This window comes from Pseudomonas sp. RU47, assembly GCF_004011755.1.
Taxonomy (GTDB): domain Bacteria; phylum Pseudomonadota; class Gammaproteobacteria; order Pseudomonadales; family Pseudomonadaceae; genus Aquipseudomonas.
The window spans coordinates 417,003-431,397 of record NZ_CP022411.1; the positions used below are offsets into that span (position 1 = coordinate 417,003).

At 60.3% G+C, this 14,395-nt stretch carries 14 protein-coding genes and 1 pseudogene; 7 read left to right on the forward strand and 8 right to left on the reverse strand.

From position 1 onward, the window contains the following. The first annotated feature begins 191 nt into the window (after positions 1 to 191). The 7 genes from pip to CCX46_RS01920 all read left to right on the forward strand — a co-directional run bounded on the left by pip (position 192) and on the right by CCX46_RS01920 (position 9,238). Positions 192 to 1,163 carry a prolyl aminopeptidase gene (pip, locus tag CCX46_RS01890; protein WP_008080611.1) on the forward strand — a complete coding sequence of 324 codons (972 nt, stop codon included), beginning with the start codon at positions 192 to 194 and terminating at the stop codon, positions 1,161 to 1,163. After that, positions 1,160 to 1,597 (forward strand): D-aminoacyl-tRNA deacylase, encoded by a 438-nt coding sequence (dtd, locus tag CCX46_RS01895; RefSeq protein WP_007909321.1) that lies wholly within the window; start codon positions 1,160 to 1,162, stop codon positions 1,595 to 1,597. The genes pip and dtd overlap by 4 nt, the downstream gene beginning before the upstream one ends. A gap of 304 nt (positions 1,598 to 1,901) precedes the next feature. Then, on the forward strand, positions 1,902 to 3,686 hold the full coding sequence (locus CCX46_RS01900; protein ID WP_177413845.1) for a glucan biosynthesis protein G: 1,785 nt from the start codon (positions 1,902 to 1,904) through the stop codon (positions 3,684 to 3,686). Then, positions 3,679 to 6,249 (forward strand): glucans biosynthesis glucosyltransferase MdoH, encoded by a 2,571-nt coding sequence (gene mdoH, locus CCX46_RS01905; RefSeq protein ID WP_127925516.1) that lies wholly within the window; start codon positions 3,679 to 3,681, stop codon positions 6,247 to 6,249. The genes CCX46_RS01900 and mdoH overlap by 8 nt, the downstream gene beginning before the upstream one ends. Before the next feature lie 375 nt (positions 6,250 to 6,624). Beyond that, entirely contained in the window at positions 6,625 to 7,422 is a 798-nt protein-coding gene (locus tag CCX46_RS01910) for a transporter substrate-binding domain-containing protein (protein WP_034152980.1), read from the forward strand. A gap of 129 nt (positions 7,423 to 7,551) precedes the next feature. Then, a complete protein-coding gene (locus CCX46_RS01915) occupies positions 7,552 to 8,511 on the forward strand; it encodes an amino acid ABC transporter permease (RefSeq protein ID WP_127925517.1) in 960 nt (319 codons plus the stop codon). After that, positions 8,504 to 9,238 carry an amino acid ABC transporter ATP-binding protein gene (locus tag CCX46_RS01920; protein WP_095120739.1) on the forward strand — a complete coding sequence of 245 codons (735 nt, stop codon included), beginning with the start codon at positions 8,504 to 8,506 and terminating at the stop codon, positions 9,236 to 9,238. Before CCX46_RS01915 ends, CCX46_RS01920 begins: the two co-directional genes overlap by 8 nt. 122 nt (positions 9,239 to 9,360) lie before the next feature. Here CCX46_RS01920 and CCX46_RS31080 read toward each other — a convergent pair whose 3' ends face one another. The 8 genes and pseudogenes from CCX46_RS31080 to hisI all read right to left on the reverse strand — a co-directional run bounded on the left by CCX46_RS31080 (position 9,361) and on the right by hisI (position 14,383). Continuing rightward, positions 9,361 to 10,233, reverse strand: a complete 873-nt coding sequence (locus tag CCX46_RS31080; RefSeq protein WP_371857741.1) for a methyl-accepting chemotaxis protein — start codon at positions 10,231 to 10,233, stop codon at positions 9,361 to 9,363. Then, positions 10,216 to 11,277, reverse strand: a pseudogene (locus CCX46_RS31085) (methyl-accepting chemotaxis protein); the annotation flags it as partial. The gene CCX46_RS31080 and the pseudogene CCX46_RS31085, both read right to left, overlap by 18 nt. Before the next feature lie 93 nt (positions 11,278 to 11,370). After that, on the reverse strand, positions 11,371 to 12,078 hold the full coding sequence (locus CCX46_RS01930) for a 16S rRNA (uracil(1498)-N(3))-methyltransferase (RefSeq protein WP_127925519.1): 708 nt from the start codon (positions 12,076 to 12,078) through the stop codon (positions 11,371 to 11,373). Continuing rightward, positions 12,075 to 12,866 (reverse strand): twin-arginine translocase subunit TatC, encoded by a 792-nt coding sequence (tatC, locus tag CCX46_RS01935; RefSeq protein WP_038360030.1) that lies wholly within the window; start codon positions 12,864 to 12,866, stop codon positions 12,075 to 12,077. The genes CCX46_RS01930 and tatC overlap by 4 nt, the downstream gene beginning before the upstream one ends. Then, entirely contained in the window at positions 12,863 to 13,339 is a 477-nt protein-coding gene (gene tatB, locus CCX46_RS01940) for a Sec-independent protein translocase protein TatB (RefSeq protein WP_127925520.1), read from the reverse strand. Before tatB ends, tatC begins: the two co-directional genes overlap by 4 nt. Before the next feature lie 10 nt (positions 13,340 to 13,349). Continuing rightward, positions 13,350 to 13,631, reverse strand: a complete 282-nt coding sequence (locus tag CCX46_RS01945) for a twin-arginine translocase TatA/TatE family subunit (RefSeq protein ID WP_003220847.1) — start codon at positions 13,629 to 13,631, stop codon at positions 13,350 to 13,352. A 25-nt stretch (positions 13,632 to 13,656) separates the two neighbouring features. After that, complete coding sequence (locus tag CCX46_RS01950) at positions 13,657 to 13,989, reverse strand: phosphoribosyl-ATP diphosphatase (RefSeq protein WP_003220849.1); 333 nt, start codon at positions 13,987 to 13,989, stop codon at positions 13,657 to 13,659. Beyond that, positions 13,982 to 14,383, reverse strand: a complete 402-nt coding sequence (gene hisI, locus CCX46_RS01955) for a phosphoribosyl-AMP cyclohydrolase (RefSeq protein ID WP_007909357.1) — start codon at positions 14,381 to 14,383, stop codon at positions 13,982 to 13,984. The genes CCX46_RS01950 and hisI overlap by 8 nt, the downstream gene beginning before the upstream one ends. Between the last annotated feature and the right edge of the window lie 12 nt (positions 14,384 to 14,395).

The window sequence follows — 14,395 nt, forward strand, 5'->3', positions numbered from 1 at the left end:
ACGTTGAATGACACACCGCATTCGCGAGCAGGCTCGCTCCCACAGGATGGTGTCCAGCCTGCGAAGTTTACGGCTGACAAACGGTGACTGCTCTGGAGCATGCTCATTGACGTAAATCGGGTTTATGATGCCCAACGGCAGAATAATAGAAGTCCCCCCAGGGATGACCTCGACCCCTTACGGAGCGCGCAATGCAGACTTTGTTTCCGCAGATCAAACCTCACGCCCGGCACGATCTGGCTGTCGATGACACCCATACGCTGTATGTCGACGAAAGCGGCTCACCGGAGGGTTTGCCGGTTGTGTTCATTCATGGCGGCCCCGGCGCTGGTTGCGACGCGCAGAGCCGTCGCTATTTCGATCCGAATCTTTACCGTATTGTCACTTTCGACCAGCGCGGCTGCGGTCGCTCCACCCCGCATGCGAGCCTGGAAAACAACACCACCTGGGATCTGGTCGCCGACCTTGAGCGCATCCGCAAACACTTGGGCATCGATAAATGGGTGCTGTTTGGCGGCTCGTGGGGTTCGACCCTGGCGCTGGCTTATGCGCAGACACACCCTGAGCGTGTACACGGGCTGATCCTGCGTGGGATCTTTCTCTGCCGCCCGCAGGAAATCGAGTGGTTCTATCAGGCCGGTGCCAGCCGACTGTTCCCCGATTACTGGCAGGACTACATCGCGCCGATTCCGCTGGACGAGCGCGACGATCTGCTCAGCGCTTTCCACAAACGTCTGACCGGCAACGACCAGATCGCCCAGATGCACGCGGCCAAAGCCTGGTCGACCTGGGAAGGGCGCACCGCGACTCTGCGGCCGAACCCGCTGGTGGTCGATCGTTTCTCCGAGCCGCAGCGCGCGCTGTCGATCGCGCGGATCGAATGCCACTACTTCACCAACAACGCCTTCCTTGAGCCGAACCAGCTGATTCGCGACATGGGCAAGATCGCTCATCTGCCGGGCGTGATCATTCACGGTCGTTACGATGTGATCTGCCCGCTCGACAATGCCTGGGAATTGCATCAAGCGTGGCCGAACAGCGAACTGCAGGTGATCCGCGACGCCGGTCACGCGGCCTCTGAACCGGGCATCACCGATGCACTGGTGCGCGCGGCGGGCAACATGGCCCGGCGCCTGCTCGACCTGCCGCCCGAAGAAGCATGAAGGGCCTTTTACAGCGCGTTCGCGGTGCGCGGGTCGAAGTCGCGGGTGAGGTGGTAGGCGCGGTAGATCACGGTTTGCTGGTGCTGGTGGCGGTCGAACCCGACGACACGCGTACCAGCGCCGACAAACTTCTGCATAAACTGCTTAACTATCGGGTATTCAGTGATGCGGAGGGCAAGATGAACTTGTCCCTCGCCGATGTCGGTGGCGGGTTGCTGCTGGTCTCGCAGTTCACCCTCGCGGCCGACACCAAAAGCGGGTTGCGCCCGAGCTTTTCGACGGCCGCGCCTCCCGCCTTGGGCGAGGAATTGTTCGACTATCTATTAAGCAGTGCGAAACAGGTGCATGGCACTGTGGCATCAGGTAGATTCGGCGCCGATATGCAGGTGCATTTGGTCAACGATGGCCCGGTTACCTTTTTGTTACAGACCTGAAAGCGCTTGAAACACCTTTTTGGGAAATTTCGACTGTTTTTAGGGTGTTTTCGCGATAAATACTTTGTTACCCCTGATGCGTTGTCATGCGGGCTACTAGATAATCGCGCGCACTGGGATCAGCGTTCGCTGATCCATTTTCACTTAGGTAGAGACTTGTCCGGATCCGATTGGGGAATCATTTTGCCCCAGCGGAGTCGGAACAATGCTCGCCAACCTGGCATATAGATAGCTGGCCGTTGGTTTTTTGATCTGTTTTCGGCGAGGGTTGCTCGTGATTGTTAGTCCCTGTAATGCAGCAAAAATGTCTGCCAAACGCATGCGAAGTGCCCTGGTAGCGGGTTCGGCGCTCCTGTGCCTGCTCAGCGCCGGCCAGCTTTGGGCGTTCAATCTTGACGATGTATCGGCGAAGGCTAAAGAACTGGCCGGGCAGAAGTTCGAAGCCCCGCGCAGCAACCTGCCGAACGAATTCCGCGACATGAAGTTCGCGGATTATCAGAAAATCCGCTTCCTCACCGAAAAGGCTGAGTGGGCTGATCAGAAGACCCCGTTCAAACTGTCGTTCTATCACCAGGGTATGCACTTCGATACACCGGTGAAAATCAACGAAATCACGGCGAACACCGTCGAAGAGATCAAATACGATCCGACGCGCTTCGATTTCGGCGACCTGAAATTCGATCCGAAAGCCACCGAACAACTGGGTTATGCCGGTTTCCGTGTGCTGTACCCGATCAACAAGGCCGACAAGCAAGACGAAATCATGACCATGCTCGGCGCGAGTTACTTCCGCGTTGTCGGCAAGGGCCACACCTACGGTCTCTCGGCCCGTGGTCTGGCGATTGATACCGCACTGCCGTCGGGCGAAGAATTCCCGCGTTTCCGCGAGTTCTGGATTCAACAGCCGAAGCCGGGCGACAAGCACCTGGTGATTTTCGCCCTGCTGGATTCGCCGCGCGCCACCGGTGCCTACCGTCTGATCCTGCGTCCGGGCAGCGACACCATTGTCGACGTCAAAGCGCAGATGTTCCTGCGTGACAAGGTTGGCAAACTGGGCATCGCGCCGCTGACCAGCATGTTCCTGTTCGGCGCCAACCAGCCGTCGAAAGTCCTCAACTACCGTCGCGAACTGCATGACTCCAGCGGTCTGTCGATTCATGCCGGCAACGGCGAGTGGATCTGGCGTCCCCTGAACAACCCGAAACACCTGGCCGTGAGCAACTTCAGCGTCGAGAACCCGCGTGGTTTCGGTCTGCTGCAACGTGGCCGCGACTTCAGCCACTACGAAGACCTCGACGACCGCTACGACAAGCGCCCAAGCGCCTGGATCGAGCCGAAGGGCGAGTGGGGCAAAGGCACCGTTGATCTGGTAGAAATTCCAACTGCCGATGAAACCAACGACAACATCGTTGCGTTCTGGAGCCCGGAAAAAATGCCGGAGCCGGGTCAGCCGCTGGACTTCGCTTACCGCATGCACTGGACCATGGACGAAGCGGCGATTCATGCGCCGGACAGCGCCTGGGTATCGCAGACCCTGCGTTCGACCGGTGACGTCAAGCAATCGAACCTGATCCGTCAGCCGGATGGCAGCGTTGCTTACCTGGTCGACTTCGAAGGTCCATCGCTGGCTGCTCTGGCACCGGATGCCGACGTGCGCAGTCAGGTCAGCGTCGGCGACAACGCCGAACTGGTTGAGAACAGCGTGCGCTACAACCCGGAAACCAAAGGCTGGCGCTTGACCCTGCGCATGAAGATCAAGGACGCGAGCAAGTCGATCGAGATGCGTGCCGCGCTGGTGCAGCCAATCGTCACGGCTGATCTGGCCAAGTCTTCGGTGCCGGCGTCCAACTCGTCCGTTGCCAAGGCCGACAAGGTTGCCGCCAAGCAACAAGAGAAAATCGACAGGGAAGCCAAAGCCGCCGAGGCCAAACAGGCCGACGCCAAGCCAGCTGCAGATGCCAAGGACAAGGCCAACAAAGACGCCAAGCAGCCTGTTGCTGCCGACGCGGCCCCAGCCACACCGGAATCGGCACCGACTGAAGAAGTCCTGACCGAGACCTGGAGCTATCAGTTGCCTGCCGATGAGTAACTCTCAAGTACAGCCAGAGACTCTGTCCGAGTATCTGGCGCATCTGCCGATGACCGACGAGCAGCGCGCGGAACTCGCGGGTTGCCAGTCGTTCAGCGAGCTGCATGAACGCCTGTCGTCCTCGACGTTCGACGCCCCTGCCGAGGCCGCCCAGGCTTCGGTGGGCAAGCGCCTGACCCTGAGCACCGCCGAAGAACTTGAAGACGCGGAGATGCTGGTGCTCGACGCCAGTGGTCGCGTCAGCATGAAGGCTACGCCGCCGATCCGTCGGACCAAGGTTGTGCCGGAGCCGTGGCGCACCAATATTCTGGTGCGTGGCTGGCGCCGTATGACCGGTCGCACCAACCCGCCGCAACCGCCGAAAGACGAAAACGTCTTGCCGGCCGCGCGCTGGCGCACCGTCGGTTCGATCCGTCGCTACATCCTGTTGCTGCTGATGCTCGGCCAGACCATCGTTGCCGGCTGGTACATGAAAGGCATCATGCCGTACCAGGGCTGGTCGTTTGTCGATCTCGAAGAAGTCCTGCACCAGCCACTGCTGCAAACCGCTACGCAAGTGCTGCCGTATGCGCTGCAAACCAGCATCCTGATTCTGTTCGGGATTCTGTTCTGCTGGGTCTCGGCAGGTTTCTGGACCGCGTTGATGGGCTTTCTCGAGTTGCTCACCGGTCACGATAAATACCGTATCTCCGGCAAAAGCGCCGGCAACGAGCCGATTGCCAAAGACGCGCGCACCGCGTTGGTCATGCCGATCTGCAACGAAGACGTACCGCGCGTGTTCGCCGGTCTGCGCGCAACGTTCGAGTCGGTGGCTGCTACTGGTGATCTGGATCGCTTCGACTTTTTCGTCCTCAGCGACAGTAACGACACCGACATCTGCGTCGCCGAGCAACAAGCCTGGCTGGATGTCTGCCGCGAAGCCAAGGGCTTCGGCAAGATCTTCTACCGTCGCCGTCGCCGTCGTGTGAAACGCAAGAGCGGCAACCTCGATGACTTCTGCCGTCGCTGGGGCGGTGACTACAAGTACATGGTCGTCCTCGACGCCGACTCGGTGATGAGCGGCGAGTGCCTGACCAGTCTGGTGCGCTTGATGGAAGCCACGCCGGACGCCGGGATCATCCAGACCGCGCCGCGTGCGTCGGGCATGGACACGCTGTATGCGCGCATGCAGCAGTTTGCGACCCGCGTTTATGGCCCGCTGTTTACCGCCGGTCTGCACTTCTGGCAGTTGGGTGAATCGCACTACTGGGGTCACAACGCGATCATCCGCATGAAGCCGTTTATCGACCACTGCGCCTTGGCGCCGTTGCCGGGCAAGGGCGCGTTCTCCGGTGCGATTCTGTCTCACGACTTCGTTGAAGCCGCGCTGATGCGCCGTGCCGGTTGGGGCGTGTGGATTGCCTACGACCTGCCGGGCAGCTACGAAGAACTGCCGCCGAACCTGCTCGACGAACTCAAGCGTGACCGTCGCTGGTGCCACGGCAACCTGATGAACTTCCGTCTGTTCCTGGTCAAAGGCATGCACCCGGTGCACCGTGCGGTGTTCCTGACGGGCGTGATGTCGTACCTGTCGGCGCCGTTGTGGTTCTTCTTCCTGGTGTTGTCGACCGCGCTGCTGGCGGTGAACACGCTGATGGAGCCGCAGTACTTCCTCGAACCGCGTCAGCTCTATCCGCTGTGGCCACAATGGCACCCGGACAAGGCGATCGCGCTGTTCTCGACGACCATCGTGCTGCTGTTCCTGCCGAAACTGTTGAGCATCATCCTGATCTGGGCCAAGGGCGCGAAAGAGTTCGGCGGCAAGTTCAAGGTGACCCTGTCGATGCTGCTGGAGATGCTGTTTTCCATGCTGCTGGCGCCGGTGCGGATGATTTTCCACACCCGTTTCGTTCTGGCCGCGTTCCTCGGCTGGGCCGCGACCTGGAATTCCCCGCAGCGTGACGACGACTCGACGCCTTGGAGCGAAGCGGTCAAACGCCACGGCCCGCAGACCCTGCTGGGCTTCTGCTGGGCGCTGCTGGTGATCTGGCTGAATCCGAGCTTCCTCTGGTGGCTGGTGCCGATCGTCGGTTCGCTGATGCTGTCGATCCCGGTTTCCGTGATCTCCAGCCGTGTCGGGCTGGGTCTGAAGTCCCGTGACGAGAGCCTGTTCCTCATCCCAGAGGAATACAATCCGCCACAGGCGCTGCTGGCGACCGATCAGTACACCCACGAAAATCGTTACCACGCCCTCAACGACGGCTTTGTCCGCGCGGTGGTTGATCCACAGCAGAACGCTTTGGCGTGCTCGCTGGCGACTTCGCGTCACGGTCAGGCCGAGCCGATCGAGTGGCTGCGTCAGGAACGTGTGCGTCACGCGATCAAGGTTGGCCCGGTCGGGCTGAACAACCATGATCGTCTGCAATTGCTGAGCGACCCTGTGGCACTGGCGCGTTTGCACGAGCAGGTCTGGGCGGAAGGTCACACTGAGTGGCTGGATGCGTGGCGGGCTTCGGTGAAAGCTGATCCGCATGCGCCGCTGCTGCCGTTGCGACCGGTGAGCCTGCAGGCTCAGCCGGCCTGATAAAGAAACCCCGCGATAATGCGGGGTTTTTTTATGGCGCTGAAAAGCCCCTCACCCTAGCCCTCTCCCAGAGGGAGAGGGGACCGATTGGGGGATGCTGCAGAGGTACGCCGACCTGATCTTGCTGTGCTGAATCCATAATCGACTCGATCTTTCAGGTCGGCGTATAGCTTGAGACACCTCGGTCGGCCCCCTCTCCCTAGGGGAGAGGGCTGGGGTGAGGGTCAGCTCTTGATTGTTAAACAAATCGTCCATTAAACCTTGTGCAAAAAAACGAGTGCGTTAGCATCCGTCCCCGAATTGGCGCACCCGGGCTTTTTTGCCTGTCTCTGTTGGTTTTCGCGCCGCACACGCAATGGTTTTGGGGACTTGAAGATGAAGAAGTATCTGTCGATGCTGCTGGTCGGCGTCACGGCACTGGTTGCAGTCAATGCGGCGCAGGCCGGCGCAATCGATGACGCGGTCAAGCGCGGCACGTTGAAAGTCGGTATGGATCCGACCTACATGCCGTTCGAAATGACCAACAAGCGCGGCGAAATCATCGGCTTTGAAGTCGACATCCTCAAAGCCATGTCCAAGGCTATGGGCGTCAAACTGGAACTGGTTTCGACCGGGTACGACGGCATCATCCCGGCGCTGATGACCGACAAGTTCGACATGATCGGCAGCGGCATGACCCTGACTCAGGAACGCAATCTGCGCCTGAACTTCAGCGAACCGTTCATCGTGGTCGGCCAGACCCTGCTGATCCGCAAGGAGCTGGAAGGCACCATCAAGTCGTACAAAGACCTGAACACCGCCGACTACCGCATCACCTCCAAGCTCGGCACCACCGGTGAGATGGTCGCCAAGAAGCTGATCTCCAAAGCCAAGTACCACGGCTACGACAACGAGCAGGAAGCCGTGCTCGACGTGGTCAACGGCAAAGCGGATGCCTTCATCTACGATGCGCCGTACAACGTGGTTGCGGTGACCAAGGTCGGTGCCGGCAAACTGGTGTTCCTCGACAAACCGTTCACCTACGAGCCTTTGGCGTTTGGTCTGAAGAAGGGTGATTACGACAGCCTCAACTTCATCAACAACTTCCTGCACCAGATCCACGAAGACGGCACCTACGATCGCATCCATGACAAGTGGTTCAAGAGCACCGAGTGGCTCAAGGACATGGAATAAGCCCGGTCGCATAGACCGAGTCGCCCCATTCGCGAGCAGGCTCGCTCCCACATTGGAATGCATTCCCCTGTGGGAGCGAGCCTGCTCGCGAAGAGGCCCTCCAGAGCAACACAAAATCCGGAACCTGCAATGAAACATAAAAAAGCCCAATGGCCCTGGCACGTCCTCACCGTGCTGGTGCTGGTCGGCCTCGCGGGCGCGTTGTATTACGCGACGTCGCTGATGTCCTACGAATGGCGCTGGAACCGCGTGCCGCAGTACTTCGCCTATCAGGCGGAAGAAACCCAGCGTGCCACGGACATTTCCACCGTCACCGAACTCGTGCGCAAGGGCAGCAGCGCGCAAGTCACTTTGCGCAACGACGCCGGTGACGAGCAGCACCTGACCGTCGACGAAAACAGCCTGCAATTCGCTCAGGGCGACGATGTCGCCGAAGGTGACGTCGTGGGCGTCACTCGGCATTGGGCGGCAGGACCGTTGTTGTGGGGCCTGTGGACGACGCTTTGGCTGTCAGTTGTTTCCGGTGTCCTGGGTTTGCTGATCGGCCTGGTCACTGGCCTGTGCCGGCTGTCGAACAACCCGACCCTGCGCGACCTCTCGACGATCTACGTCGAGCTGGTGCGCGGCACGCCGCTGCTGGTGCAGATTTTCATTTTCTACTTCTTCATCGGTACGGTGATGAACCTGTCCCGCGAGTTCGCCGGGATCGCCGCGCTGTCGCTGTTCACCGGCGCGTATGTGGCGGAAATCATCCGTTCCGGCGTGCAGTCGATTGCCCGTGGCCAGAACGAAGCGGCGCGTTCGCTCGGCTTGAGCGCGGGTCAGTCGATGCGCCATGTGGTGCTGCCGCAAGCGTTCAAACGCGTGCTGCCGCCGCTGGCCGGGCAGTTCATCAGTCTGGTCAAGGACACCTCGCTGGTGTCGGTAATCGCCATCACCGAGCTGCTGAAAAGCGGCCGTGAAGTCATCACCACATCGTTCTCGCCGTTCGAAATCCTGTTCTGCGTCGCCGGTCTGTACCTGTTGATCAACCTGCCGCTGTCGAAAATCGCCAGCCGGCTTGAGCGGAGGCTCGCGCAAAGTGATTGAAGTCCGCGATCTGGTAAAAGTCTTCGACACCCGTGGGCAAGTGGTGCGCGCGGTGGATAACGTCAGTACCACGGTGGCCAAGGGCGAAGTGCTGGTAGTGATCGGCCCGTCCGGTTCCGGCAAGTCGACCTTCCTGCGTTGCCTCAATGGCCTGGAAGAATTCGATTCCGGCTCGGTGAGCATCGACGGCCTGCAACTGGCCGACCCGAAAACCGACGTCAACGCCTACCGTCGTGAAGTCGGCATGGTGTTTCAGCATTTCAACCTGTTCCCGCACATGACCGTGCTGGAAAACCTCTGTCTGGCGCAGAAAGTCGTGCGCAAGCGCGGCAAGAAAGAGCGCGAAGCCAAGGCGATGGAGTTGCTGCAAAAGGTCGGGATTGCGCAGAAGGCCAACGAGTTTCCGTCACGCCTGTCCGGCGGTCAGCAACAGCGCGTGGCGATTGCCCGGGCGCTGGCGATGGAGCCGAAGGTCATGCTGTTCGATGAGCCGACCTCGGCGCTTGACCCTGAGATGGTCGGTGAGGTGTTGGACGTGATGAAAAACCTGGCCGTGGAAGGCATGACTATGGTCTGCGTGACCCACGAGATGGGCTTTGCCCGGGAAGTGGCGGATCGGGTGTTGTTCTTCGATCACGGTAAATTGCTTGAAGATGCTGCACCGGCAGAGTTCTTTGATGCGCCGAAGGATCCGCGCGCTCAGGCCTTCTTGCGTCAGGTCTTGTAGTACCAGATCGTTCCCACGCTCCGCGTGGGAATGCCGCCCGGGACGCTCCGCGTCCCTTTGTATGCGCGACGCGGAGCGTCGCAGGATGCATTCCCAAGCAGAGCGTGGGAACGATCATTGGGCTAGACCTTGAATCGACCGACCAGCATCTGCAGATGGGTCCCCAGACGTGCCAGCTCAACGCTGGAAGCCGCGGTCTCTTCACTCGCCGCCGACGTCTGATCCGAGACATCCCGAACATTCAGCACGCTACGGTTGATCTCTTCAGCCACCGCGCTCTGCTGCTCGGCCGCTGCCGCAATCTGCTGATTCATCGCCTGAATCGCCGAAACCGTGCGGGTGATGCTTTCCAGTGAACCGCCCGCGCGACGGGTCAACTCAACGCTGCTGTCGGTGAGGGTGCGGCTGTTGTCCATGATCGTCGCCACTTGCTGGGTGCCGTTTTGCAGGCCGACGATCAGCTCTTCGATCTCTTCGGTGGACTTCTGCGTGCGCTGGGCGAGGCTGCGTACTTCATCGGCGACCACGGCAAAACCACGTCCGGCTTCACCGGCACGCGCAGCCTCGATGGCCGCGTTGAGGGCCAGCAGGTTGGTTTGCTGGGCCACGGATTTGATCACGTCGAGGACGCTGCCGATCTTGTCGCTTTCACGCTTGAGCTCGCCCATGGCTTCGGTGGAATGACCGACTTCAACCGCCAGACGCTCGATCTGCGCGATGGCTTCGCCGACGACCTTGTCGCCTTCGCGGGCTTGTTGGTCGGCAGCTACGGCAGCTTCAGACGCTTCCTCGGCGTTGCGCGCGACTTCCTGCACGGTGGCGGCCATTTCGTTCATGGCGGTGGCGACCTGATCGGTCTCGATTTTCTGATTATTGACCCCGGCACTGGTCTGCTCGGTCACGGCCGAGAGTTCTTCGGCAGCGCTGGCGATCTGGGTGACACCATCGCTGATGCCGCCCACCAGTTCGCGCAGACCCTGGGTCATGCTCTGCATCGAGCGTTGCAGTTGGCCCAGTTCATCGCGGCGCAGGGACACCAGATTGTGGGTGAGGTCACCGGCAGCGACGCGCTCGGCGACTTTCAGGGTCTGGTTCAGCGGGATGATGATTTGCCGGGTGATCGCCCAGGCGGCCAGCAAGCCGAACGCTACGGCCAGCGCGGTGGCGATCAGCAGCAGGTTCTTGGCGCGTGCAGCGTCGGTGTCGCGAACCACGGTCTGCGATTCGGTCAGTTTCTTGCTGACGGCGATCAAAATGTCGCCCTGAGCAGACATGTTGGCCAGTGCTGCGGCGTTTTTTACTTGAGAATCACGGAATTGAGCCACGGCTGCACGGTAAGCCTTAAGCGAGTCGGTGGCTTGCTGCAGGTTGGCGATATGCTGATCTGGGACGCGGGACGGCAGGCTTTCGAGGTTTTTCAGGGCATTGTCGATCGCGGTCAGGGCTGGTTGCTCGGCATCGGCCTTGCCGCTGTAGGTGTAACCGCGCACCTGATATCGCGCTTGCTGCAGCAGTTTGCTCAGTTCGATCACCGCGTTGTATTGCGCGACGCTGTCGCCTTGCAGCAGTGCGCTCTCGACCTCGCCGACCTTGGATACGGCATTGTCGGCATTGGCGCCTAGTTTGCTGCGTGCGTCTTCACGCTGTACGGTGGCCTGTGTCATTTCGCCGAAGGCACGCTTGTATTCGGCCACGGCAGCCAATTGTTGATCGACCATCGCCACATCGGACGGCTGCTCGATCATGTCGCGTGCCGATTGCAGACCGCTTTCGAGTTTGCTCAGGAATTCGTTGACCGTGCCCGGTCCCTGCTCGCCGCGACGCATGTCGTAGTCCATGCGCGCCAGGCGCAGGTCCTTGGTCAGCTCGTTGAGGCTGGAGATAAAGCCGAGTTTGTCACCGCGGCTGATGATGCCGCTCATGCCGGTCCAGCCGGTGAAGGTGATCAACAGTGTCAGCAACAGCACCAGGCCGAAACCGATGCCCAGCTTGCGTTTGACGCTGACGTTTCCAAGACTCTCGGCTAACCAACGGTACATGCGACCACTCCCTTCGGACCACTAATTGGACTTATGGAGAAGGTATCGGCCGAATGATGGCAATCTGTAACACCATTTATCTGGTGCGAAGAATCAGAAGAGCCGGGCGAGGAGGGCGGTGACGGCGGTTTCGACGCGCAGAATTCGATCACCCAATTGCACCGGATGCAGGCCGGACTTGGCCAGCAGATCGATTTCGTAGGGGATCCAGCCGCCTTCAGGGCCGATGGCCAGGGTCACGGGTTCGTTGAGGGCGCGTGGGCACGGCGGATAGTTACCGGGATGGCCGACCAGACCGAGAGTGCCTTCGGTAATCGCCGGCAGTCGGTCTTCAACGAAAGGCTTGAAGCGCTTTTCGATGATGATTTCCGGCAACACGGTATCGCGGGCCTGTTCGAGGCCGAGGATCAAGTTTTCGCGAATCGCCTCAGGCTCAAGAAACGGTGTCTGCCAGAAGCTTTTTTCGACCCGATAGCTGTTGACCAGAATCACCTTGGACACGCCCATGGTCGCCACGGTCTGAAACACTCGGCGGAGCATTTTCGGGCGCGGCAGGGCCAGCACCAGCGTCAGCGGCAGCTTGGCCGGCGGTGGCTGATCGAGGCTGACGCGCAACTCGGCTTCACCCGCTTCGAGGCGCAGCAGTTCAGCCGAACCCATCAGCCCATTGATACGGCCAACGCGCAGGCTGTCACCGACTTCCGAACGGTGGACTTCCTGCATGTGCGTCAAGCGCCGATCACGCAGCACCACGCGGTCGGCCGCGATAAAGTCGGCCTCTTCGAGCAACAGCAGGTTCATGCCTGGGTCGCTGGCGGCTGGTCGTTGTGGTCGTCGGCCGGGGTTTCGTCCGGACGTTCGCGCTTGCTGATCAAGCCACCGAACAGGATGCCGATTTCGAACAGCATCCACATCGGCACGGCCAGCAGGGTCTGCGAGAAGATGTCCGGCGGCGTCAGGATCATGCCGACCACGAAGCAGCCGATGATCACGTACGGGCGGATCTTCTTCAGGTAGGCGACGTCAACGACGCCGATCCACACCAGCAGCACCACGGCCACCGGGATTTCGAACGCCACGCCGAAGGCAAAGAACAGCGTCATGACGAAATCAAGGTAACTGGCGATGTCGGTCATCATTTCCACGCCAGCCGGAGTGGCCGCGGCGAAGAATTTGAAGATCAGCGGGAACACGAAGTAATAGGCGAACGCCATGCCGGTGTAGAACAGCAGGATGCTCGACACCAGCAGCGGCACCGCGATGCGTTTCTCATGCTTGTACAGGCCCGGCGCGATAAAGCCCCAGATCTGATGCAGGATCACCGGGATCGCGAGGAACAGCGAAACCATCATGGTCAGCTTCAGCGGCGTCAGGAACGGCGACGACACATCAGTAGCGATCATCGTCGCGCCGACCGGCAGGTACTGGCGCAGCGGCGTCGAGACGAAGGTGTAGATCTGCTGGGTGAAGGCGAACAGCCCGGCGAAGATGATGAAGATCGCCGCCACACAACGCAGCAGACGGGTGCGCAACTCGGTGAGGTGCGAAACCAGCGGCATGTGCTGGTCGTTTTCGGGGAGATCGCTCATGGGGCTCGCGGCGGCAGAGTAGGGTCGTGAGGCGCTGGTGTGATCGGCGCGGCGTTTGGCGCAACGTGTTCAACCGAGTTTTCTACGGCTGCCGGTTCTGTCGGCGCTACAACGGCAGCAGTTGCAGGTGCAGGTGCAGGTGCAGGTGTCGGAGCAGGCGCGACGGGTGCAGTCGGCGCATGAATCGTCTGCTGACCCACATGCTCAACCGGCGTCGGCTCTTGCTGAACCGGACTGAAAATCTTCCGCGCCTCCTGCTCCAGCGACAGAATGTGCTCGTTGTGCAGTTGCCGACGGATCTCGTCGGCACCGATTTCACGTTCAACTTCCTGTTTGATCGCGTTGAAGCTGCGCTTCAGCCGACCGACCCACAGGCCGGCGGTGCGCGCAGCGCCCGGCAGACGCTCGGGGCCCAGCACCAGCAGGGCGACGAGGCCGACGAGCAGCAGTTCAGAGAAGCTGATACCAAACATTAGTCAGTGCTCACACGTCTTTGCGGATCGGCTCTTCGACTTTCTGCGCCTGCACGTCGATGGTGTGCGGCGGGTTGGCCTGAGCGGTGGCTTGCGGCTGCACCGGTGGCACTGGCTGTGCAGGCGTCACGGTAGGATCAGCGGCCGGTTTTTCGTCGTCGTTCATGGCTTTGCGAAAGCCCTTGATCGACTCGCCAACGTCGGTGCCGAGGTTTTTCAGTTTCTTGGTGCCGAACACCAGCACCACGACAACCAGAATGACGATCCAGTGTTTCCAGTCAAAAATGCCCATGTTGCTGTTCCTCTCTAAAAATTGTTCAGGCGGACGGACGCGAGGCTTTCTCGACGTGTCCGGACAGGCCGAAGCGACGGTCCAGTTCATCCAGTACGGCCTGCGGATGCTGCCCCAGTTGGGCGAGCATGACCATGCTGTGGAACCACAGGTCGGCGGTCTCGTAGATCACGTCGCTGCAGTCGCCGCTGATGGCGGCGTCCTTGGCGGCAATAATGGTTTCGACCGACTCTTCGCCGACTTTCTCCAGAATCTTGTTCAAACCCTTGTGATACAGACTAGCCACATAGGAGCTGTCGGCGGCTGCGCCTTTGCGCTCTTCAAGTACCTGAGCGAGGCGGGTCAGGGTGTCACTCATGTTTGTGTCCTGCGGAATAGATTGCGTGCGGATCTTTGAGGACCGGGTCGACTGTCTTCCAGTCGCCGTTTTCGAAGACACGATAAAAGCAGCTTTGACGGCCGGTATGGCAAGCGATGTCGCCGATCTGTTCAACCATCAGGATGATCACATCGGCGTCACAGTCCAGACGCATCTCATGCAGCGTCTGCACATGGCCGGACTCTTCGCCCTTGCGCCACAGCTTGCCACGGGAACGTGACCAGTAGATTGCACGGTTTTCCGCAGCGGTCAGTTCGAGCGCCTCGCGGTTCATCCAGGCCATCATCAGCACGCGTCCGGTCTTGTGATCCTGGGCAATCGCCGGCACCAGGCCATCAGCGTCCCACTTGATCTCGTCCAGCCAGTTTTTCATCTTCAATTCCCG

What these genes read in the sequence shown, in the direction of transcription:
- hisI (WP_007909357.1), bottom strand. Translation starts at nt 14,383, where the DNA reads ATGAAAAACTGGCTGGACGAGATCAAGTGGGACGCTGATGGCCTGGTG.
- dtd (WP_007909321.1), top strand. Translation starts at nt 1,160, where the DNA reads ATGAAGGGCCTTTTACAGCGCGTTCGCGGTGCGCGGGTCGAAGTCGCG.
- tatB (WP_127925520.1), bottom strand. Translation starts at nt 13,339, where the DNA reads ATGTTTGGTATCAGCTTCTCTGAACTGCTGCTCGTCGGCCTCGTCGCC.
- pip (WP_008080611.1), top strand. Translation starts at nt 192, where the DNA reads ATGCAGACTTTGTTTCCGCAGATCAAACCTCACGCCCGGCACGATCTG.
- CCX46_RS01910 (WP_034152980.1), top strand. Translation starts at nt 6,625, where the DNA reads ATGAAGAAGTATCTGTCGATGCTGCTGGTCGGCGTCACGGCACTGGTT.
- CCX46_RS01915 (WP_127925517.1), top strand. Translation starts at nt 7,552, where the DNA reads ATGAAACATAAAAAAGCCCAATGGCCCTGGCACGTCCTCACCGTGCTG.
- mdoH (WP_127925516.1), top strand. Translation starts at nt 3,679, where the DNA reads ATGAGTAACTCTCAAGTACAGCCAGAGACTCTGTCCGAGTATCTGGCG.
- CCX46_RS01930 (WP_127925519.1), bottom strand. Translation starts at nt 12,078, where the DNA reads ATGAACCTGCTGTTGCTCGAAGAGGCCGACTTTATCGCGGCCGACCGC.
- CCX46_RS31080 (WP_371857741.1), bottom strand. Translation starts at nt 10,233, where the DNA reads ATGCAGAGCATGACCCAGGGTCTGCGCGAACTGGTGGGCGGCATCAGC.
- CCX46_RS01900 (WP_177413845.1), top strand. Translation starts at nt 1,902, where the DNA reads ATGTCTGCCAAACGCATGCGAAGTGCCCTGGTAGCGGGTTCGGCGCTC.
- CCX46_RS01950 (WP_003220849.1), bottom strand. Translation starts at nt 13,989, where the DNA reads ATGAGTGACACCCTGACCCGCCTCGCTCAGGTACTTGAAGAGCGCAAA.
- tatC (WP_038360030.1), bottom strand. Translation starts at nt 12,866, where the DNA reads ATGAGCGATCTCCCCGAAAACGACCAGCACATGCCGCTGGTTTCGCAC.
- CCX46_RS01945 (WP_003220847.1), bottom strand. Translation starts at nt 13,631, where the DNA reads ATGGGCATTTTTGACTGGAAACACTGGATCGTCATTCTGGTTGTCGTG.